At 50.6% G+C, this 19,293-nt stretch carries 23 protein-coding genes; 4 read left to right on the forward strand and 19 right to left on the reverse strand.

What is annotated here, in order from left to right:
- The first annotated feature begins 76 nt into the window (after window positions 1-76).
- Entirely contained in the window at window positions 77-1,318 is a 1,242-nt protein-coding gene (locus IMCC21906_RS10790) for a pyridoxal phosphate-dependent aminotransferase (protein WP_047013351.1), read from the forward strand.
- 47 nt (window positions 1,319-1,365) lie between these two features.
- On the opposite strand, the gene IMCC21906_RS10795 is transcribed toward IMCC21906_RS10790, so the two are convergent.
- Genes IMCC21906_RS10795 through IMCC21906_RS10815 form a run of 6 tightly spaced genes read right to left on the reverse strand, consistent with a single transcriptional unit; the run spans window position 1,366 to window position 5,735 of the window.
- Window positions 1,366-2,169, reverse strand: a complete 804-nt coding sequence (locus IMCC21906_RS10795) for a class I SAM-dependent methyltransferase (protein ID WP_082117450.1) — start codon at window positions 2,167-2,169, stop codon at window positions 1,366-1,368.
- 6 nt (window positions 2,170-2,175) lie between these two features.
- Window positions 2,176-2,313 carry a hypothetical protein gene (locus IMCC21906_RS16850; protein ID WP_156166031.1) on the reverse strand — a complete coding sequence of 46 codons (138 nt, stop codon included), beginning with the start codon at window positions 2,311-2,313 and terminating at the stop codon, window positions 2,176-2,178.
- Entirely contained in the window at window positions 2,306-3,469 is a 1,164-nt protein-coding gene (locus IMCC21906_RS10800) for an ATP-NAD kinase family protein (RefSeq protein ID WP_047012173.1), read from the reverse strand. The genes IMCC21906_RS16850 and IMCC21906_RS10800 overlap by 8 nt, the downstream gene beginning before the upstream one ends.
- The gene (locus IMCC21906_RS10805) at window positions 3,466-4,614 is read right to left on the reverse strand and encodes a 4-phosphoerythronate dehydrogenase (protein ID WP_047012174.1); all 1,149 of its coding nucleotides are present in this window, start codon (window positions 4,612-4,614) and stop codon (window positions 3,466-3,468) included. Before IMCC21906_RS10805 ends, IMCC21906_RS10800 begins: the two co-directional genes overlap by 4 nt.
- 22 nt (window positions 4,615-4,636) lie before the next feature.
- Window positions 4,637-5,248: an elongation factor P hydroxylase gene (locus IMCC21906_RS10810; RefSeq protein WP_047012175.1), complete on the reverse strand. Its 612-nt coding sequence runs from the start codon at window positions 5,246-5,248 to the stop codon at window positions 4,637-4,639.
- A complete protein-coding gene (locus IMCC21906_RS10815; protein WP_047012176.1) occupies window positions 5,241-5,735 on the reverse strand; it encodes a gamma-glutamylcyclotransferase family protein in 495 nt (164 codons plus the stop codon). The genes IMCC21906_RS10810 and IMCC21906_RS10815 overlap by 8 nt, the downstream gene beginning before the upstream one ends.
- 108 nt (window positions 5,736-5,843) lie before the next feature.
- On the opposite strand from IMCC21906_RS10815, the gene IMCC21906_RS10820 reads away from it, so the two are divergent.
- Window positions 5,844-6,524, forward strand: coding sequence for a hypothetical protein (locus IMCC21906_RS10820; RefSeq protein WP_052763498.1), 681 nt, complete (start codon window positions 5,844-5,846; stop codon window positions 6,522-6,524).
- A 19-nt stretch (window positions 6,525-6,543) separates the two neighbouring features.
- On the opposite strand, the gene tusA is transcribed toward IMCC21906_RS10820, so the two are convergent.
- The 3 genes from tusA to IMCC21906_RS10835 are packed head-to-tail and all read right to left on the reverse strand — an operon-like array spanning window position 6,544 to window position 7,883.
- On the reverse strand, window positions 6,544-6,795 hold the full coding sequence (tusA, locus tag IMCC21906_RS10825) for a sulfurtransferase TusA (protein WP_047013353.1): 252 nt from the start codon (window positions 6,793-6,795) through the stop codon (window positions 6,544-6,546).
- Window positions 6,796-6,826: 31 nt separating this feature from the next.
- Window positions 6,827-7,045 carry a YheU family protein gene (locus tag IMCC21906_RS10830; protein ID WP_047012177.1) on the reverse strand — a complete coding sequence of 73 codons (219 nt, stop codon included), beginning with the start codon at window positions 7,043-7,045 and terminating at the stop codon, window positions 6,827-6,829.
- Window positions 7,038-7,883: a class I SAM-dependent methyltransferase gene (locus IMCC21906_RS10835; protein ID WP_047012178.1), complete on the reverse strand. Its 846-nt coding sequence runs from the start codon at window positions 7,881-7,883 to the stop codon at window positions 7,038-7,040. Before IMCC21906_RS10835 ends, IMCC21906_RS10830 begins: the two co-directional genes overlap by 8 nt.
- A 271-nt stretch (window positions 7,884-8,154) precedes the next feature.
- On the opposite strand from IMCC21906_RS10835, the gene IMCC21906_RS10840 reads away from it, so the two are divergent.
- Window positions 8,155-8,682, forward strand: coding sequence for a glycine cleavage system protein R (locus IMCC21906_RS10840; RefSeq protein WP_047012179.1), 528 nt, complete (start codon window positions 8,155-8,157; stop codon window positions 8,680-8,682).
- Here IMCC21906_RS10840 and IMCC21906_RS10845 read toward each other — a convergent pair.
- From IMCC21906_RS10845 to prmB, 5 genes are all read right to left on the reverse strand, one after another.
- Window positions 8,679-8,885, reverse strand: coding sequence for a hypothetical protein (locus tag IMCC21906_RS10845; protein WP_047012180.1), 207 nt, complete (start codon window positions 8,883-8,885; stop codon window positions 8,679-8,681). The genes IMCC21906_RS10840 and IMCC21906_RS10845 overlap by 4 nt on opposite strands.
- A 45-nt stretch (window positions 8,886-8,930) precedes the next feature.
- On the reverse strand, window positions 8,931-9,362 hold the full coding sequence (locus IMCC21906_RS10850; RefSeq protein WP_047012181.1) for a hypothetical protein: 432 nt from the start codon (window positions 9,360-9,362) through the stop codon (window positions 8,931-8,933).
- Window positions 9,363-9,469: 107 nt separating this feature from the next.
- On the reverse strand, window positions 9,470-10,648 hold the full coding sequence (locus IMCC21906_RS10855; RefSeq protein WP_047012182.1) for an MFS transporter: 1,179 nt from the start codon (window positions 10,646-10,648) through the stop codon (window positions 9,470-9,472).
- A gap of 5 nt (window positions 10,649-10,653) precedes the next feature.
- A complete protein-coding gene (gene aroC, locus IMCC21906_RS10860; RefSeq protein ID WP_047012183.1) occupies window positions 10,654-11,754 on the reverse strand; it encodes a chorismate synthase in 1,101 nt (366 codons plus the stop codon).
- Window positions 11,755-11,816: 62 nt separating this feature from the next.
- Window positions 11,817-12,752: a 50S ribosomal protein L3 N(5)-glutamine methyltransferase gene (gene prmB / locus IMCC21906_RS10865; protein ID WP_082117451.1), complete on the reverse strand. Its 936-nt coding sequence runs from the start codon at window positions 12,750-12,752 to the stop codon at window positions 11,817-11,819.
- A gap of 145 nt (window positions 12,753-12,897) precedes the next feature.
- On the opposite strand from prmB, the gene folE reads away from it, so the two are divergent.
- Window positions 12,898-13,443, forward strand: coding sequence for a GTP cyclohydrolase I FolE (folE, locus tag IMCC21906_RS10870; protein WP_047012184.1), 546 nt, complete (start codon window positions 12,898-12,900; stop codon window positions 13,441-13,443).
- 128 nt (window positions 13,444-13,571) lie between these two features.
- Here folE and IMCC21906_RS10875 read toward each other — a convergent pair whose 3' ends face one another.
- The 5 genes from IMCC21906_RS10875 to htpG all read right to left on the reverse strand — a co-directional run bounded on the left by IMCC21906_RS10875 (window position 13,572) and on the right by htpG (window position 19,206).
- Window positions 13,572-14,789 (reverse strand): winged helix-turn-helix domain-containing protein, encoded by a 1,218-nt coding sequence (locus IMCC21906_RS10875; protein ID WP_047012185.1) that lies wholly within the window; start codon window positions 14,787-14,789, stop codon window positions 13,572-13,574.
- Window positions 14,790-14,841: 52 nt separating this feature from the next.
- Window positions 14,842-15,693 (reverse strand): alpha/beta hydrolase, encoded by an 852-nt coding sequence (locus tag IMCC21906_RS10880; RefSeq protein ID WP_047012186.1) that lies wholly within the window; start codon window positions 15,691-15,693, stop codon window positions 14,842-14,844.
- On the reverse strand, window positions 15,690-16,169 hold the full coding sequence (gene sixA, locus IMCC21906_RS16365; RefSeq protein WP_052763499.1) for a phosphohistidine phosphatase SixA: 480 nt from the start codon (window positions 16,167-16,169) through the stop codon (window positions 15,690-15,692). Before sixA ends, IMCC21906_RS10880 begins: the two co-directional genes overlap by 4 nt.
- A gap of 12 nt (window positions 16,170-16,181) precedes the next feature.
- Window positions 16,182-17,201 (reverse strand): NAD(P)H-dependent glycerol-3-phosphate dehydrogenase, encoded by a 1,020-nt coding sequence (locus tag IMCC21906_RS10890; RefSeq protein WP_047012187.1) that lies wholly within the window; start codon window positions 17,199-17,201, stop codon window positions 16,182-16,184.
- Between the two features lie 94 nt (window positions 17,202-17,295).
- Window positions 17,296-19,206, reverse strand: coding sequence for a molecular chaperone HtpG (gene htpG, locus IMCC21906_RS10895; RefSeq protein ID WP_047012188.1), 1,911 nt, complete (start codon window positions 19,204-19,206; stop codon window positions 17,296-17,298).
- Window positions 19,207-19,293: the final 87 nt, after the last annotated feature.

Consider the following 19,293-nt stretch of genomic DNA (forward strand, 5'->3'; position numbering starts at 1 on the left):
TACGTGCTGGCCGCAGCCGGTCAAGCACGCCCAAGATTCCCAATAATCTGGCGAGCCGCCAGATAAGATGAGCAGCATGGACCGTTATTACAAATCCAAAAAATTAAGCAATGTGTGCTACGACATTCGCGGCCCCGTTCTCCAGCGCGCCAACGAGCTGGAGGAAGAAGGCTACCGCATTCTTAAGCTGAATATCGGCAACCCTGCGCCTTTTGGTTTTAATGCGCCAGATGAAATTATTCAGGACGTTATTCGGATGTTGCCAGAGAGCGAAGGCTACAGCGACTCCAAGGGCCTCTACTCAGCACGCAAAGCGGTAATGCAAGAATGCCAAAAAATCGGCATTCCCAATGTCGAAGTTGGCGATATTTACTTAGGCAATGGTGCCAGTGAGTTAATCACCATGGCGACCCAGGCACTGTTAAATATTGGCGATGAAGTACTCATCCCCGCCCCCGACTACCCGTTATGGACAGCGGTAGTGTCACTCTCTGGCGCGAAGCCGGTGCACTACCTCTGTGACGAAGACAATGGCTGGCAGCCGTCCATTGATGACATTGAGTCCAAAATTACCCAAAACACACGGGCCATTGTCATCATTAACCCCAACAACCCCACCGGCGCGGTTTATAGCCGTGAAATGCTGGAACAGTTGGTCGCCATTGCTGAGAAACACAAGCTGGTGATTTTTGCCGACGAAATTTACAGCAAAATCCTCTTTGACGAAGCGGTCCATATTCCACTGGGCAGCTTGTCAGAAAACGTATTATGCCTAACCTTTAACGGCCTCTCTAAAGCCTATCGGCTGGCAGGCTTTCGCAGCGGCTGGATGATTGTTTCCGGCGCCAAAGACGAAGCAAAAGACTATATCGAGGGCTTAAATATTCTGTCCTCCATGCGCCTGTGCGCCAACGTTCCCGCCCAGCACGCGATACAAACCGCACTGGGGGGCTACCAAAGCATCAATGAGCTAATTCTGCCCGGCGGCCGCCTTTTAGAGCAACGGGATATTGCCTATAACATGCTTAACGATATTCCGGGGGTAAGCTGCACCAAACCCGCGGGGGCGATCTACATGTTTCCGCGTCTAGACCCCGAGGTTTACCCCATCGTCGACGACGAGCAACTGGTGTTGGATTTATTGAATCAGGAAAGAATCTTACTGGTTCAAGGACGGGGTTTTAACTGGCACAAACCCGATCATTTACGCATCGTATTTTTGCCCAACAAGGTGGACTTAAGCGATGCCATCTTCCGTTTTGGGCGCTTTCTTGAAGGTTACCGCAAGCAACTACACCGTCGTATCGCAGCACAGTAGTCCGTCCAGGCCGGTTAAACACGCTCTCTCGACAAGCGATTGCGCTTTTAACCCGGCCAACAATAGTGCAAGACCTTGAGCGCCCGCTCCGGGTCTTTTTCTGGAAAATCCGTCCGCCCCGGTAACCGGGACTGAAACTCTGCCCCTGGAAAATGCTCGGCCATCAAATCCTGTAAAAAAGCATCGGGGAGATACGGCGCATTTAAACACATCAATAAATCCGCCCCCGGCGCCAACAAATCCGGTAAACGACGAATTAACTTAGCGTAGTCTTTTTCGGCATCAAAGCTACCAGCCTGACGTGACGGCGGGTCACAAATAATCACATCAAAAGGACCGGCCTTACGCAGTCGCCCCCATGACCGCATCACATCCCAGGCCCCAAAACGCAGCTTACAATCTCCACTATCCAGGCCATTTAAACCATGATTGACCTGCCCTTGGCGCAGCGCCGATTTGCTCATATCAACGTTCAGAACCTCGCTGGCACCGGCTTGCGCCGCCGCCACCGAAAAAGCACAGGTATATGCAAATAAGTTTAGCACTCGACGTCCGTCAATCCGCTCGCCAAGCCATTGTCGCTGGGGCGCCATGTCCATGAAGTAGCCGATATTTTGCCGACCTTCAAGCTGAACTTTAAATTTAGCCCCCGCTTCTACAACAATATTTTCCGGAGGAATTTCTCCCCATAAGCAATAACTTACTGCAGGTTTATCATAACGATTCTGAACAACAGCGGCACTGCAAACTCCCTCAAACCTTGCTTTTAGCAACGCCGATAAAGCCTGCCACTGTTCTGGTTCCGGCGGCCGATAACAGACAATCCACAGTAGAGGTTTAAAGTAATCAATCGTTAATCATTCCCAACCGGGGTAGCATTGTCCCCGGCCGTGAAACAGGCGCATGGGCTCGTCACTCGACTCAATTCGACTTAACCAGTGCGGCGCTTCGTTTTCTAATTCAAACGCCTCACCGGCTATTAGCGCCTCACTCATGGCTGTGCTCACTCCTTAGTTCATGGCCTAAGCCCACCGGGTAAAGAATCGTATCGCGATAGCCTGTGATTACCGGAATAAAACCCTCCCATTCTTTATCCAGTTTTGGATCGTTACTATCGACCAACAAGGGGCGAGCTGCCAGCGCGCTTATCTTGCCTTTGCTGGCAACAATCATAAAGTTATCGCGACCAATACGCCGGATCAGCGCTGGCGTTAATTGTTGGTTGCCCCGGCCTAAAATATGGCCCTGACCACCGATCAAGGTTATCACCACTTTTACCGGTCCGTGGTGTTGGTCCACTATGTTGGCAATAGCTGCCGCATCAACATCACTGTCCAGTAGCTCCCCCGCCAAAACTGCATCAAACCCCAGCAGCGTATTCCTCAGGCCCATCCTGTCCATAATAGCTTCGGTGGTACTACCGGGGCCGATAAGATAAAGGCAGTCGCCCGTCATTTCTTCCAACAGATAATCGGCGATATCCGTCAACACCAACTCTTCCGACTCCCTGCCAGCAATTTTGACGTTTTGTAGAAATCCACCCAGCGCAGGCACTAGCATCTCGGCAAAATAGCGTGACCGGACCGCGCCGCTGGTAAAGGCCGCTTCATCAATATCTCTGACTTCCCGCTGGGCAAGCTCCACCAGCTCGCCGTTAATCAGTCCCAAAATGATTTCTGTCGCAGACTCGGGGCTAATGGCGTAGACCCCCGAGTGCATTTTGACACCTGCGGGCAAGCCCAACACCGGAAAATGTTCACCAACGCCACGACATACATCTCTTGCCGTGCCATCACCGCCTATAAATAAAATTAAATCTACGGGCTCAGCCTTTAAACGTGCTGCAGCATTCTCGGTATCCTCAGGATAACTGCGAAGCGTGTTTTGTGGCCTGCCAACTGACTGAAATGGCAGCCCGGCTTCCTTTGCCAGCGCGCCCGCCATGAGACCGTCAAAGCCCAACACCTCAATCGCCAAACCACTTTCTGCCAACATTTTTAAGCAGCGCAGCCCTCGAGCGGCAGCACGATTATCGTCGCGGGCATCCGTCTTAGACGCCAATAAGTCGCTGCCTTTCTGGCCTAGAGGCCCGCCCATGCCCGCATAGGGGTTAACAATCAAACCAAGTTTAAAACTGCGCTGAATACTCATATTCCAATTCCGCCCACAAGGCTTTGACCGCTCAACGCCGCAAATAAGTGGGTATCGCTAGCATTCCTAGTCTGCTTGTCCACCAAACTGGCGGTTTTTAATTCCCGGCGTAATGGATAGTTTTTACGCAACAAATCAAACCCAGCAGCGGGATTATCACTCTTCAAGGTTTGCCGAAAGCAGCGATCATCGTCACGAATATCGTAGATGGCTCTCACCGCATGGCGAATTTGATCTTCTTGACAGCCCTGCCCCAGTGCGATTTTTGGCGTCTCAAGCATGTCTGCTGGCAGGGTAAAATCCATCACCGGTCTGCCTAAAAAATCAGCCAGCACTTTCGCGACCTGCCCCACGCCATTAATTTTACCGTCCGCGCTGTAGCCCGCTATATGGGGCGTCGCGAAAACACATTGTTCAGCCAGCTGTCGATTGACCGAGGGCTCCCCCTCCCACACATCCAGCACCAGATTAATATCGTTACGCTGCTGTTTAAGCGCCAACAACACATCGGTATCGAGTGCTGCCCCTCTTCCTGCGTTAATGAGCGTTGCGCCTTGGGGCAAGGCTTGCAACCACTGCAACGACAACATATGCCGACTAGGATAAGGACCACTGATGGTTAAAGGGGTGTGCATGCAAATCACATGGCAACGCTGCAAAGTCTCCAGGTTTTGCAGAAAATCGTATTGCTCTGGGTTTACAAAAGGATCATAACCATCACAGGCAATGCCCAGCGCGCGCAGCCGGGCGGCCACCCGGCCACCCACATTGCCCAAACCAATAATTCCCGCCCGTTCGCCATTGAGCAACCGCGTCAACAGGCCCGGTAGCGCCACCATGGCACTGAGCACATAATCAACAACAGAGTCGGCATTAGACCCCGGCGCATTGCAGTAGGCAATGCCGTGTTCCTGTAAGTAATCCAGGTCCATATGGTCTGTGCCAATAGTGCAGGAACCCACGAATTTAACCTGACTGCCCTTTAACAGATCCGCGTTCACTGGCGTCACCGAACGAACAATCAATACTTCAGCGTCTCCCAAAGTTTCAGACCTTAGCGTCCGGCCTTGGCAGAGCTGAACCTCCCCAAACTGTTGGAATGCCGCGGTTGCGCCAAGGATATTTTCGTCCACCACAATTTTCATTCGACCATTCCAAGCTGGAGTTTTAAGTCAACGCCGCAAAAGAAAAATCCCGGATTGAAATATCTCGGGGTGAAGCGTTGTTGATAGACAGTACCGGGCAGGCAGAAGTCGAAAATGCCGCTGCCAAAGCTTGCCGAAAAACCGCGGCCCTGCCCGGCAAACCGTTTTCAAGATAAACCCTAAGCTGCTGCCATACCGCACGTTTAAAGGGCAAGGTATCAAACTCTCCAGCACCATCAAGATTATCGACACTGACATTAAAGGGCAGTCCTGCAGCCTGGCTAAACAACCACTCCAGTGCTTGGGGCTTAGCCTCCACCTGCTCAAATAATTTTTGGCTGAGCTCATCACGGCCATCTGGGGAGTACCAGTAGCCATAGTCCTCCAACAACCGGCGTCTTGCACCGGCAATACACCAATGAGCTGCCTCGTGTAGAGCACTTGCCGGGTAGTCTGCTCGAAAAATAATCTGGTGCTCTTCTCCGCTTGCCGAAGCAGGCTGATACAGGGGCTCATCGCCACCCCCCACCAAACGTGTGTTATGGCTGGCCAGAAAAGTGTCATTAAACACCCTGGCAATAGCATCGGCACTGGGAGTGACGAAAGAGGATTCACCGTCAGAAGCGTCAAACATTGAATATCAACCCGTCGTCTCCTCCTGCACAGGCAGACGAAATGCAGGGGTGGGTTTGCAGCCAATAGAGATAATCTGCAGACAAGTGGTTTTTTGCTGCCAACAGGTGCGCCAAATAGTTGCTCTCAGGCAACAACTGATTATTGATAAACGCGGGATTGGCCGTATAAACCCAAGCGCCCTGCACCGACTCCCCAACTTGTAGCAACATTCGCTCGCGACTGTAGCGCACCGGCGTGCCCTCAAACACATCCATTTTAAGCAGTTCTTGCTCCGAATCGAGTTGGTAAACCACCCCCTCAACCCAGCGCTGAGACGCAGGCACGATATTAGCGTAAGCCACTGTCGGCCGACTGTGAGATTGCTTGTTAAATGCTAAGCGGTAGCCCGGCAATACGGCTGCCTGACCCGCAGAAAAGACCAAACCCCTAGCCTTCATACGGGCCGAGTTCATATTTGAACCATAAGCGAAGTAATAGACATTCATAGATAAAAACGATCTAAGTATTGGCAAACAAAGCAACAAGGAGTAATTTTAACAGAAAGGGACTGTGTTGCGGTTCCGCCGCGACGCCCAATACGTGAGGAAGTAATTATGGCTCCACGTAATACAGGCAGGCCTTCATCGGCGACCATTATCCCCTTCCCCCGGCCCAGCGAGCTGCCGGACAACCGCAAGATCTTGCGGATCGTACCCGACTTTGAAGGTAACTGCCTTCTCTACAGTCATCACGCCCTTTCCCGGGACAAACTCTTTGCCATTAAAATTCTTTGCTGGGCCCAGCTTGCCGACGGCAGTTACGTTGCTTTGGTGCCTTGGCTCAAGGGTATCTCTCGCTGCACTGACCTGATTGATGCCGACAGCGGTAAATCACAGGGCTATTACAATGCCGCAATGAAGCGAACCTTTAGCGAAATACCGCCGCAATATGAGGCAGCGCTGGAGGAATACCCTTTGCTCAACACTCAAGAAGTTACATTACTGCAGGAGGTTCCCGACCTCATCGGAAGCCATGCCGCAATGATCAGCCCCGAGCGACAGGAGTTTAACCTGGAGCCGGTAATAAGCTGGCAACTGTTTAGCGACGGCCGCATGGAAGCCATGATCGTCGACAAAGATAAGGTAACCTCGCTACCGGTACTGGCTGGCGACCCCTGCCTTTATTCGGCGGAAAGCAGCAGCCAATTCCGCTACTTTTTTCAGTATCACATTGCCAATCAAATTAAAGCGGGCGGTCAGGTTGCAACACGGGCGCTACAACAATTGTTACGTTAACCACTGGCCAAATAGGCCGCTAAGAGGTTTTGAGCCAGTAACGAAACAACTTGCCGTCAACCTCTTGGGCCAGTAACTCGTGGCCCAGGAAATGACAAAACTTGGGGATATCTCGCTGGGTGGCTGGGTCTGTCGCGATAATTTCCAGTACCGCCCCCACTGGGATATCCCGTACTTTGTTATGCAACATCATGACCGGCTCTGGGCAAAATAATCCGCAAGTATCCAGAACCTCATCGGCTTCCGGTGTATCCACTTGTTGTTTTTCCACACTCAATGTTTTTTCTACTCTGTTTGTCAGATTATTTTTTGGGTACCACTGCCCAGCTTTCTTGCTCAGGGCAAAAAGCAATGGCCGCCCGCCCTTCTTCAAGGGCGAGCCGCAGCTGCGCTAACTTTTCTTCTCGACTGCACTCCTCTTCACCGTAATCCGTTCCGTCCCGGCTTACGAGTTCTTCCAACATGCCGTCAAAGGCTTCTGTGCTTAATCTTTGCCAAGGGATTTCGACATAATCATTCATAAACGGGTTTACCAAACTTCAAGGTCATGCGATCACTCTCGCCAATTTCAAGATACTTGTCTTTATCCTTCTCACCCAAGCGCAAGCTTGGCGGCAAGGTCCACACCCCGGCGGGATAGTCATGCTTATCGGCAGGGTTGGCGTTAATGTCGCTGCGGTCCAATAGTAAAAAGCCTGCGGACTCTGCCAACGCAATAACCTGGTCCTCGGTAACATAACCGCTGCTTTTCATATCTTTTAAGGATGTACCGAGTGATGCCCTGTGCTCAACTACACCTAAAATACCACCCGGCTTTAATGCATCAAACGCCGCTTTAAATACCGCTTCTGCGCTATCTGCCTTTAACCAGTTATGGACATTTCTAAAGGTAAGCACTTTATCGGCACTTTCAGGGGGAGCAATCGCTACCGAACCCGGCGCCTGCAAGGTTGTAACCTCCACTTTGCCGTAGACTTTTGGATTGGCGCTGATCTTTTGATCAAATTTTGCTCTGGATTTAGTAAAAAAGGCGACTTTGCTATCCGTCGCAAAATGCGCGGTATACAACTTGCCGCAGTCTTTTAATACTGGTGCCAGAATCTCGGTATACCAACCGCCACCGGGCCATAGCTCGACAACGGTATCGCAGGGCTGAAGACCAAAAAACGTTAAGGTTTTTAGCGGATGCCGATAACGATCCCGGTCACTGTTTCCCGCCTGCCGATGCTCAGCATCTAACACCCCCGACCAAGAAAGCTGCTTGCCTTCTTCAGCAGCGCTAGACCAACAACTCACCACAAGTAGCGCCACCCCCATTACCAACTTACCAGAAGTACTGTTACGCAAAACTGATTTCATGTTATTCCTCTCAGCAATTGTGGTGGTCGCTAGCATTAAAGCCACGGCTTTTGTCCGCGGGGTATTATCCATAAATCAGGCTTTATTATTTCAAGTACCAAAAAGCCCTTTCAAAACCTGTTGATGTATCAAGCCCATTGTCGAAGTAGTATGCAAGCCCAGCGCATTTATGGCTATACTCTAGCACTCCTTCGAGGTGCTATTGCAGCACTTCTCGATTTTCGACAACAATGCGACCCAGCTCAAACAATAAAGTAAACGAGGTTTTTCTGTGAACAGCACACTAGTCTTTACCTTCATTGGCGCTGACCGTCCCGGCCTGGTAGAACGTCTGGCAGATATCGTTACCGCACACCGGGGCAACTGGCTGGAAAGCCGAATGGTGCAATTAGCAGGACAGTTTGCCGGCATCGCAAAAGTGGAATTGCCCACCGCCAAACTGGACGGCTTTAGCACAGCTTTACATGCCCTGACCGAAGACGGCCTCGCCGTTACCCTGCAAACCGGAAGTCAAAAACATCACAACAGCCTGGACACCCAGGCTCTGTATGTACTTGGACCTGACCGCACTGGCATTGTGTTGGAAATTGGCAGGGCTTTAAAACAGGGCCAAATCAATGTTCGAGAAATGAGTTCCAATGTGACCAGTGCACCTATGTCGGGGGACCCCTTGTTTGAAGCTCGGTTTCTGGTAGAGATTCCGCCAGAAACGGCACTGGATGAACTGTTTGATCAATTAGATGAAATTGCCGAAAAACTGGGGGTAGATATCAGTACTGATGAGCCCGAGCGCCGCTAACGCAGCGCTTTTATAATCGCCACCAATATCCCTGCCGCAACCGCGATCACGGCCACGCCCAACATACAAATAACAAAATACTCCGCTATCACCTGCCAGGGAATATCAAAACTCCAAACCGCAGACCCCACCAACATTAAAGTGGCCAGCACCGCCAATACCGGTGTGCGATAGCGTTTATACACCGCTAAATATTGTTTCATTTTACCTCTATATCAAAATAGTCGACCGGGGAGCAAGGACGCGGCCTAAGCCAAACTATCTTCTTTAATCCATTCACAACGCAGGCGTCCAGCTGCCCCGCCGGGATGATGTACCTCATCTTCTGCCTGCCAAACAAAGGTGTGGCTGCCACTGAAGGCCGTTTGCAGATGTACCGTGGCCGACGCCCAAAACATCTTGTCTAGCAAGGCTTCAAATTCTTTGAGCCACGTACTCCACTCGTGTTCCACGCCTTTGTAAGAACTGCCAAAGTGAATCACATCGGTTTGACAAGCACCCAGATCTACCGCTCGTTGAGGAGAAGAAAACATCTCTTTGCACAGCAATGGCCAATCTTCTGAACTGGGTAACGCTGCCATGGCTTCGCTGTTCAAACGGCGCCGCTCACCAATATCGACACGATCATCCAAATAAATCATATCCGTAATACAACCGTAGACTACAGACTCACCTGCCATGCCACACCACCTCGCTTATATCACTTTTGCAGTCTACAAAAGCCCGATGTTTACAACCAGCGCTTTAATTCCCTCAGTTTGCCAACAAACCACGCCCTTGGGCCTGTTCAAACCACAGGTTTTTCATCACGGCCTGCTTCCAATGCGGATGTCGACAGGCTTCGCCAGGCAATCGCCATCGCCAACGCGGCCGCAAAGGCCGCCGCCGCAAAACACAGCAAGGGACTGATATCCCACGCCCAGCCACTGAGCAATGCGCCGCTTGCGCCACCCGCACCAAAACTTAAGCCGCTGTACAATGCCATGCCTTGACCGTGATGGCCGGGAAAAAAATACCGAACCGCTTCAATACCTGCCGCGTGAAAACTCCCAAAGCTAGCAGCGTGTAGGCACTGAGCAAACACCAACACGGGGAGCACATCGACATAACAACCGATTAAAAACCAACGCAACGCGGCCAACCCTAGACTGGCGAGAATGATATGTCGCAACGAGACCTTAGCCATCAAACGGTGCATGACCAAAAACAGCAACACCTCAGCAACCACCCCCAGCGACCACAGACCACCCGTAAGCGCTTTGGAATAGCCTTTATCTTCTAGGAAAATGCTGAAAAAGGTGTAATACGGGCCGTGGGAAACCTGCAATAGAAAACACACGGCAAAAAAGCCGATCACTGCAGGTTGTCGCAAAATCTTGGCCAGTGAACCCCGCTCATGGTTTTTATCACTATTGGTCTCGGCTTTTTCCCCAACCAATAAACTCGCTACCCAGATTGCACTCAACAATAAGCTGATCATATAAAGCAGGTGCACAATCGGGTGCTTATCGAGCCACCAGCCCACCCCCATCACCGCGCCAATAAAACCGATTGAACCCCATACACGAATTTGGCTATAGCGAGCATAGCGTCCAGCGAGATGCGACAGGGTCAAAACATCGAATTGGGCAAGTACTGCGTTCCAGAAAAAACTGTAAACGACCACAACACCGCCCAGCCACCAAAAGTCCTGCCGCAGATACACACCAGAAAATGCCACCGCAGCGAGAAAGGCGCCCACCCGAATAATCCTTGTGCGACAGGAATAGCGATCAGCCAGCCAGCCCCACACATTGGGCGCAATGATTTTAGTTGCCATCACCAATCCGGACAGCAAACCAATTTCAGCAGAATTGAAGTTAAGCGATTTAAGGTACAAGGCCCAATACGGCAGCCAGGTACCTAGTAGCGCAAAATAAAAAAAGTAAAAGCCCGATAGCCGCCAATATGGGACCCCTGAGAGCATAGAGATCAAGGTTTGGCGGCAGGAATTACCGGCGTCGCCGAATGCACTTCAGCATTTTGGGCGCGATGGCGCAAATAATGATCCATCAACACAATTGCCACCATGGCCTCGGCAATCGGCACCGCTCTTATACCCACACAGGGGTCGTGCCGGCCAGTCGTCACCACATCCACAGGCTTGCCCTCGGTGTCGATGGTTTGGCCTGGCACCAAAATACTGGAGGTGGGTTTTAAGGCGATGTGGGCGAGCAAATCTTGGCCGCTGGAAATCCCCCCCAAAATGCCGCCGGCATTATTCGAGGTGAACCCATCGGGAGTGAGTTCGTCACGGTGCTCACTGCCTTTGGCGTCGACACAGTCAAAGCCCGCGCCGATCTCTACACCTTTTACTGCATTAATGCCCATCAATGCATGAGCAATATCGGCGTCAAGTCGATCAAATACCGGCTCCCCCAAGCCCACGGGCATATTATTGGCCACCACCGTCAAGCGGGCGCCAATAGAGTCACCGGACTTGCGCAGGGCTTGCATATAAGCTTCCATTTCTGGAATTTTATCCGCGTCGGCACAGAAAAACGGGTTGGTTTCAACCAAATCCCAATCCAATTTTTCAGCCTTGATGGGGCCCAATTGCGCCAAAAACCCCCGCACCGTAACACCGGCAATTTCTTGCAGGTATTTTTTAGCAATAGCACCGGCAGCAACCCGCATAGCCGTTTCTCTGGCAGATGACCGACCGCCACCACGATAATCCCGAAAGCCGTATTTTTGCTGATAGCTGTAATCGGCGTGCATGGGCCGAAAACGATCTTTTATTTTGCCGTAGTCTTTGGAGCGTTGATCTGTATTTTCAATTAATAGCCCGATGGACGTTCCGGTGGTTTTGCCTTCAAATACCCCGGACAAAATCCGCACCTGATCGGCTTCTCGGCGCTGGGTAGTGTAGCGTGACGTGCCCGGCTTGCGGCGGTCTAAATCCCGCTGCAAATCCTCTTCAGACAGGCTTAACCCCGGTGGGCAGCCATCGATAATCGCGCCCAGGGCGGGGCCATGACTTTCGCCAAAGGTGGTAACAGTGAACAGTTTGCCGACGGTGTTTCCTGACATTGAAGATTCCGGTATTTGAGTCCATTTAAGTAAGGCTGAAAATTATACGGCAAAGCAAGGGATTAGTCAGAATCCTGAATAGACTCAAAACAGGCCGCGTATTCGACCAGCTGGGACTTGCTCATCACAAATACCCCATGCCCTCCTCGTTCGAATTCCAGCCAAGTGAAGGGGACATCGGGAAAAGCTTCATCCAGGGCAACACAGCTATTACCCACTTCCACTACCAGCAAACCGTCATCGCTCAAAAAGTTAGCCGCCTCCAGCAAAATACGTCGGGTAATAGATAAGCCATCTCGTCCTGCCGTTAAACCCAGCACGGGCTCGCGACGATACTCTTCTGGCATATCTGCCAGGTCTTCTTCGTCAACATAAGGCGGGTTGCTGACAATCAGCTGGTAGCGTTCCCCAGCCAATCCCGAAAACACATCGGACTGCAACACATTTACTCGATGATTAAGTTCATGACGGGCAATATTAATGGCGGCAACATTACAGGCATCTTGGGAGATGTCAGCAAGATCGACTATCGCCTCTTCAAAAGCATAGGCGCAGGCAATACCAATACAGCCGCTGCCAGTGCAAAGATCTAAAATTCGGGGCAGTTGAATACCGCCCAGCCAAGGCTCAAAACCCTTCTCAATAAGCTCAGCAATGGGCGAGCGCGGTACCAGCACTCGCTCATCCACGTAAAAAGACAGGCCCGCAAACCAAGCTTCTTTGGTTAAATACGCTGCTGGCAGACGCTCTTCTACTCGGCGCTTAAACAAGGCGATCACCTCGTCTTTTTCTGCTCCTGTCAGTCTCGCATCCAGCATATCGACAGGACTGTCTATAGGCATACTCAAAGCATGGGAAAGTAAAACCAGCGCCTCATCGTAAGCATTGTCGCTGCCGTGGCCAAAAAACAGGCCCGCCCGACCAAACTCACTCATTCCCCAGCGCAGGTAGTCCCGCAGACTATGGAGTTCGTTTTTGATATCAGTTTGACCGCTCACACTATTTCCTCGGCAAATTTTTACAGTTTACACTGACAGCTTGTTTTACGGCAGCATTGCAAACGCGCGCCTTGCTTTAATTGCCTCCGATTCAAGCTTCTTGTTACCATGCGCGACTAATATTTTATGTGTGGATTATTAAGCCGTGGAAAAAGCATTTGCAGAAATAATTAAACAAATCGGTGAAAATCCCGACCGAGATGGCTTAATTGATACCCCAAAACGCGCCGCAAAAGCCTTTGAGTTTTTAACTGAAGGCTACCGCCGAGACGTAGACCAAGTCGTTAATGGCGCACTATTTGAATCTGACTTTAACGAAATGGTGGTGGTATCGGGCATCGAGTTATACTCGCTTTGCGAACACCATATGCTGCCGTTTATTGGTCAATGTCATGTTGCCTATATCCCCAACGGCAAAGTGCTCGGGCTGTCCAAGGTTGCCCGAATTGTCGATCTGTATGCTCGCCGTCTGCAAATTCAAGAAGGCCTCACCACTCAAATTGCCAACACAATGATGGACGTCACCAATGCCGAAGGCGTTGGGGTAATTATCGAAGCACGACATATGTGCATGATGATGCGTGGGGTAGAAAAACAGAACTCAGTTATGCGCACCAGTGCCATGCTGGGCGCGTTCAAAGAGAATCAGGCAACCCGAAATGAGTTTTTGTCGCTGATCCGCAAGCCATAAACCGCAGCAAACGACGAAGCTAACCGACATCCGCCGCGCAAGTTGCTAATAAACCAGCGCGGCGACCTTCTTGCCCGTCATTGCACACGGCTCCATTTAGGCCCACCCTAAGCCGTTAACAATAAGGTCTACCCAGCCAAGGGTTTCAGTGCACGCCGCCAGCGCTGATTATGCCCTTTGGCGTAAACAGTAGTCAGAGACAACGTGTCACAATCTTGAAACTGACAAAATCGGGTAATTGCCGTTATAAAAGCTGCTATTAGCGCATCCTCATCAAAATCATGTGATTCAAAATGCAGCGTTTTAATTTCTAGATGGCGGTTTTTTCGATGCGCTTTGCAATCCATTCGACCGATAAATTTATCCCGGTAAAGTAAGGGCAAGCAAAAATACCCATAGCGACGTTTTGCTGCTGGAACATAACATTCAATCTGATAATCATAGTTAAACAGTGCACTGAGACGGTCGCGCTGAATAACACTGTTATCGAATGGCGACAAAATCTGAAGACGATTACTTAGCCGTGGCAGCTGGCCATCGAGAGTACCGGCTTTGGCAAGAAACACATCACCACTGCCAATCTGCACTTCTTCGAATAGGCCCTGCGCCAAGCCCTCTTGGACCCGGTTTTTTACCGCGTTCCGGAGCGTCGTATCTCGGCGCAGATACGTAAATCCTTTTAGAGAAACCAGACCATGGCAGCGCAACTGCTGATCAACCAGATGCGCTGCAAATTCCTCGACACTGGGCATGCTGGAATTAACGTGGGATGGTAGTACCCGTTCGGTTAAGTCATAGACCTTTTGAAACCCTTCCCGACTGCTCACCATCAGCTCGCCCTCCATATACAACTGCTCAAGGGCTTTTTTAGCAGGCTTCCAATCCCACCAGCCTTCGCGGTTTATGGTATCGGAGGCTATATCCCGGGAACGTAATGGCCCCTCATTGCGTATTCGCAGCAACAACTCAGCCATTAGCTTTTTATCAGGGGTTTTATACCAATGTATTTGCCCGTTTTTAATGGCGTGCTTATACGGCAAGGAGAAACGAAAATCATCAATGGGCAGAAACGCAGCGGCATGGGACCAATACTCAAAAATATCCCTATTGAGCAGCAGCTGGTTGGTCATTGCAGGAGTAAATTTTGGCACCCTGGAATACAAAACATGATGATGCGCCCGCTCCACTACCGATATGGTATCAATCTGCACATAACCTAAATGTTTAATCGCGTTACGCGCACCCGCCAAACCACTACCGTAGGCTTGAGCCTGCAACAATCCTTGAGCAGCAAGGGCAAGTCGACGTAAACGGCTTTGCTGGGCTGGGCTGGTGAGGTCACTCATGCTTAAAGATGCTGTGTCGCCTTTATTATTTTGTGGGAGATCGGCCTTTTAATTAAGGCTGAGACGCCCGGATCAAAGCCGCAATATGCTCCGCCATTTGTGCATCCATATGACAATGATGGCCGCCGCTTATGTTTTCGATACGGATATTAGTATGTAAATTTAACCCGAGCGCGGCAAGTTTAGGACCTAATCCCCCAGTCGCCGCTAATATCAACACCGGCAACTTCAAGCTATCAACCACCGCCTGCCACTGACCATGGCTTAGCTTAAGCGGCGATGCCCACGCAAGCCGTCTATCACTGCGCCAGTAATACTGACCGTCATCCGCTTTACGGATATTGCGACGGATAATTTTTTCAGCCGAGGCTGCTGATATATCCAGGGTATCCCGGCGGCGGGCGGCAATTAATTTATTGATGCTGGGGCAAGGTTTGTCCTCTCGACTAACTCGAGAAAAGTCATCCACATAATGTTTTAATTGCGTCACTATCCCGGACTCATCCAAGGGTTCCGCAACAAAACCATCTACACAAATGAGACGATCAAAATAGTCTGGGGCGATACTGGCAAGCAAAGTGCCAATAATGGCTCCCCGAGAATGCCCCATTAGAGTCAGCTTGGGATATCCCAGTTGTTGGCAGAGTTGTACCAGCCCGCGTAAGTCATCCCAAATACTGTAGCTGCCGGAGCGGGGTTTATGATCGCTATGGCCATGTCCAAAAAGGTCGATTGCCAACAAGGGACGATCTACTAATGCCAATGTGAGGGCATCGAAGCTTTCGGCGTTATCCCACCAACCATGCAAAGCCAATATGGGTTGCCCCCTGCCCGGCCACCATTTACCTCGCAATGTTAAACCGTCAACGCAATAGGCAACGGCTTCCGGTTGGCGCTGGGTCATCGACCATTGTGGTCGTAGTTGGGAAAGTGCCGTAGATACTGTAAATCTGCGGTACCCGCCGCAAACACATCGCCCGTTAACAGCGCCATGCTTGCCGGTTGTAACCCCCAGTAGCTCTCCGGCTTACCCGCATGCCAATGGCCAACCAAATTACTGAAGAGCGGATTGTGGCCAACCAGAAGCAATCTTTCGCCTCGAAAGGTTTCCAACAGGGTTTCTAGTTCAGCTGGGGGCGTATCGGGGGTTAATGAGGCAATAATGCGTCGGCGGCCAGTCCAGCCTTCGCTCAAAATGGCCGCAGTTTGCTGGGCGCGTCGATAGGCACTGACCCAAATTTGATCGGGCAACCAATCCTGTTCACGAAGCCATTGCCCAGCCGCAGCGGCCTGCTCCTCTCCCCTTTGAGTTAAGCAACGCTCCATATCGGATTTGGCATCCCAAGATGCCTCGCCGTGACGAATGAGTAAGACTTCCATTAGCGTAAACCGTTATTTGGTCGCAAATTCAACATCGCGATTTTGCTCAGACCACATCATGCCGCCGATAACTTCATTGACTGAACGACCCTCGTAAACAATTTCGTACAAGCCATTGACCAAGGGCATGTAAATACCCAGCGCATCAGACTGCTCTTTCATCAATTTCAACGTATTGATGCCTTCTGCAACTTGGCCAAGGCTTGCCACTGCTTCTTCGATGGTTTTGCCTTTACCCAGTTCATAACCGACCCGATAGTTGCGACTCAGTGGCGAGGTACAGGTCACAAACAGATCACCGACACCAGCAAGACCGAGAAAAGTCATAGGGTCAGCGCCCTTTTGCACGGCATAGCGGCTCATCTCCGCCAGCGCTCGGGTAATGAGCATGCTGATGGTGTTGTGGCCACAATCCATGGCTGCAGCCAGACCAGAGGTAATGGCATAAACATTTTTTAAGGCCCCAGCCAACTCAACGCCATACATATCGCTGCCGCCATAGACCCTGAAATAACCGCACTGAAGCAAATCTTGAATGGTCTTGATGAGAGACTCGTCTTGGCTGGCAATAACCGTACCGGTGATCATTCTGGCCGCGAGCTCTTTTGCCAGGTTAGGACCACTCATCACGCCAATACGACAATTTGGCAGTTCTTCACCCAACACTTCACTCATCAGCTTATTACTGTCCAGCTCAATGCCTTTGGTGGTGCTGACGACAATGGTACCCGGCGCGATATATTCCGCTAGTTGCCGTGCGACACCACGGCAAGGTGTGCTGGGCACCGCCATAAAAATCACATCACAAGCCGACACGGCTTCACCTAGATCTGAGCTTGCCCGAAGGGATGGGCTGAGCTCAATATTGGGCAAGTAGTCACTATTGCTGTGCTGTGAATTGACTTCATCCACGGCTTCTTGGCGGCGCATCCACAAACAAATGTCGTGACCATTATCAGCGATAATATTAGAAATAGAGGTTCCGAAGCTTCCGCCACCGATAACCGCAACCCGATATTTTTTTTCAGACATAGTAGATCAACTTCCTTTTTTTATCAGTCTATCACCCGTAAAGCGTAATGGAATAAAAAAGGCGGCCTAAGCCGCCTTGAAATACGCCTTCTTGTTACTGGCTTAGCTCCAGCAACAATTTGTTCAGCTTGTGAACGTAATTAGCCGGGTCTTCCAGCTGAGCACCTTCTGCAAGGTAGGCCTGATTAAAAAGAATATCGACAAGATCAACAAAACGGTCTTCTACCTGTTCCGCATCCAGTTTTTGCACCAAGGGGTGCTCTGGGTTGAGCTCAAAAATCGGCTTGCTCTCTGGCACCGCCTGTCCAGCGGCCTCAAGCATCCGCCGCATTTGCGCCCCCATATCGTCTTCTGCCACCACCAAACACGCTGGTGAGTCGGTAAGACGTGAGGTGACTCGCACATCTTCAACCCGGTCTTTCAGGGCCTCAGTGACGCGGGCGACCAAATCTTTATGTTCTTCGGCGAGGGTTTCTTTGGCTTTCTTTTCAGCTTCGTCTTCCAGTTCGCCTAAGTCGAGCTGACCGCGACCAACATCTTGAAAAGCTTTACCGTCAAATTCAGCCAAATGGTTCATCAGCCAGTCATCTACCCGATCTGACAACAGCAATACTTCAATGCCTTTTTTACGGAACACTTCCAAGTGCGGACTATTAGCGGCCGTTTTGTGGTTTTCACCCACCACATAATAGATCTTCTGCTGGCCGTCTTTCATCCGGGCAATATAATCGTCCAGTGAGTGCGTCTGCTCAGACTTACCATCCTCGCTGGTGGCAAAACGCAGCAATTTGGCGATTTTTTCTTTGTTGCCGAAATCTTCTGCCGGGCCTTCTTTCAACACTTGGCCAAAGGCTTTCCAGAAAGTTTGATATTTCTCACCATCTTTTTTGGCGAGCTTATCCAGCATGTCCAGCACCCGTTTGGTTAAGGCACTTTTAATGGCGTCGACGGTAGGATCTTGCTGCAAGATTTCTCTGGAAACATTCAGCGACAAATCATTGGAATCAATCACGCCTTTTATAAACCGCAGGTAAAGTGGTAAGAATTGCTCGGCGTCATCCATAATAAACGTGCGGTTAACATAGAGTTTTAGGCCTCTGGCCGCATCTCGATGCCACAAATCCATTGGCGGCTGTGAGGGCAGATACAGCAAGCTGGTGTATTCCAGCTTGCCTTCTACCTTGTTATGGCTCCAGTGCAGAGGCTCACTAAAATCATGGCTGATATGTTTGTAAAAGGCTTTATATTCGTCGTCGCTAACCTCGGTGCGCGACCGTGTCCACAACGCAGTGGCGGTGTTTACCGGTTCAAACTCGGGGGCCGCATCAGCCTTGTCTTCATCATTTTCTGAGGGCGCCTGGGTTTTCTGCATCTCTACCGGGATGCTGATGTGGTCAGAATATTTTTTAATAATGGAGCGCAACCGCCAATCATCGGCAAACTCTTTGTCTTCTTCTCGCAGATGCAAAACCACGGTGGTACCGCGCTCACTGCGTGAAATATCTTCTACGCTAAAATCAGATTCTCCAGTTGACTCCCAGCGCACTGCGCTGTCTTCTGGTGAGCCGGCACGACGCGTAAACACTTCTACTTTATCGGCAACAATAAAAGCAGAGTAAAAACCAACCCCAAACTGACCAATTAGCTGGGAGTCTTTTTTGTTGTCGCCACTCAGATTCTTTAAAAATTCAGCCGTTCCAGAACGGGCGATGGTGCCCAGATTACTGATCACCTCTTCTCGAGACATACCAATGCCGTTATCAGAGATCGTCACAGTGCCAGCGTCTTTATCTGCAGAAACTCGCACCCGGACATTGGGATCATCTTCAAACAAGCTGTCGTTGCTCAGCGCTTCAAAACGCAGTTTATCTGCGGCGTCTGACGCATTGGAAACCAGCTCTCTAAGGAAGATCTCCTTATTGCTGTACATGGAATGGATCATGAGCTGAAGCATTTGTTTGGCTTCAGTTTGAAAACCTAAGGTCTCTTTTTCGGCTGTGGACATAGTTTTTTCCTGCGACTTTCTCATACACAAAACGGTGTGACCAACGCTGGCAAAACACGCGCTGGCAACACACCAAAGCTGTTGATA

It is taken from the genome of Spongiibacter sp. IMCC21906 (assembly GCF_001010805.1).
Taxonomy (GTDB): domain Bacteria; phylum Pseudomonadota; class Gammaproteobacteria; order Pseudomonadales; family Spongiibacteraceae; genus Spongiibacter.

Excerpts from the sequence above, each read along its gene's own strand:
- IMCC21906_RS10815 (WP_047012176.1), bottom strand. The coding sequence starts at position 5,735 with ATGAATGTCTATTACTTCGCTTATGGTTCAAATATGAACTCGGCCCGT.
- IMCC21906_RS10855 (WP_047012182.1), bottom strand. The coding sequence starts at position 10,648 with ATGCTCTCAGGGGTCCCATATTGGCGGCTATCGGGCTTTTACTTTTTT.
- IMCC21906_RS10850 (WP_047012181.1), bottom strand. The coding sequence starts at position 9,362 with ATGGCAGGTGAGTCTGTAGTCTACGGTTGTATTACGGATATGATTTAT.
- IMCC21906_RS10835 (WP_047012178.1), bottom strand. The coding sequence starts at position 7,883 with ATGAAATCAGTTTTGCGTAACAGTACTTCTGGTAAGTTGGTAATGGGG.
- IMCC21906_RS10875 (WP_047012185.1), bottom strand. The coding sequence starts at position 14,789 with ATGAGTGACCTCACCAGCCCAGCCCAGCAAAGCCGTTTACGTCGACTT.
- IMCC21906_RS10890 (WP_047012187.1), bottom strand. The coding sequence starts at position 17,201 with ATGTCTGAAAAAAAATATCGGGTTGCGGTTATCGGTGGCGGAAGCTTC.
- IMCC21906_RS10880 (WP_047012186.1), bottom strand. The coding sequence starts at position 15,693 with ATGACCCAGCGCCAACCGGAAGCCGTTGCCTATTGCGTTGACGGTTTA.
- IMCC21906_RS10805 (WP_047012174.1), bottom strand. The coding sequence starts at position 4,614 with ATGAAAATTGTGGTGGACGAAAATATCCTTGGCGCAACCGCGGCATTC.
- IMCC21906_RS16850 (WP_156166031.1), bottom strand. The coding sequence starts at position 2,313 with ATGAGTGAGGCGCTAATAGCCGGTGAGGCGTTTGAATTAGAAAACGAA.
- aroC (WP_047012183.1), bottom strand. The coding sequence starts at position 11,754 with ATGTCAGGAAACACCGTCGGCAAACTGTTCACTGTTACCACCTTTGGC.
- IMCC21906_RS10845 (WP_047012180.1), bottom strand. The coding sequence starts at position 8,885 with ATGAAACAATATTTAGCGGTGTATAAACGCTATCGCACACCGGTATTG.
- IMCC21906_RS10790 (WP_047013351.1), top strand. The coding sequence starts at position 77 with ATGGACCGTTATTACAAATCCAAAAAATTAAGCAATGTGTGCTACGAC.
- IMCC21906_RS10820 (WP_052763498.1), top strand. The coding sequence starts at position 5,844 with ATGGCTCCACGTAATACAGGCAGGCCTTCATCGGCGACCATTATCCCC.
- IMCC21906_RS10810 (WP_047012175.1), bottom strand. The coding sequence starts at position 5,248 with ATGTTTGACGCTTCTGACGGTGAATCCTCTTTCGTCACTCCCAGTGCC.
- sixA (WP_052763499.1), bottom strand. The coding sequence starts at position 16,169 with ATGGAAGTCTTACTCATTCGTCACGGCGAGGCATCTTGGGATGCCAAA.
- IMCC21906_RS10830 (WP_047012177.1), bottom strand. The coding sequence starts at position 7,045 with ATGAATGATTATGTCGAAATCCCTTGGCAAAGATTAAGCACAGAAGCC.
- IMCC21906_RS10800 (WP_047012173.1), bottom strand. The coding sequence starts at position 3,469 with ATGAGTATTCAGCGCAGTTTTAAACTTGGTTTGATTGTTAACCCCTAT.
- htpG (WP_047012188.1), bottom strand. The coding sequence starts at position 19,206 with ATGTCCACAGCCGAAAAAGAGACCTTAGGTTTTCAAACTGAAGCCAAA.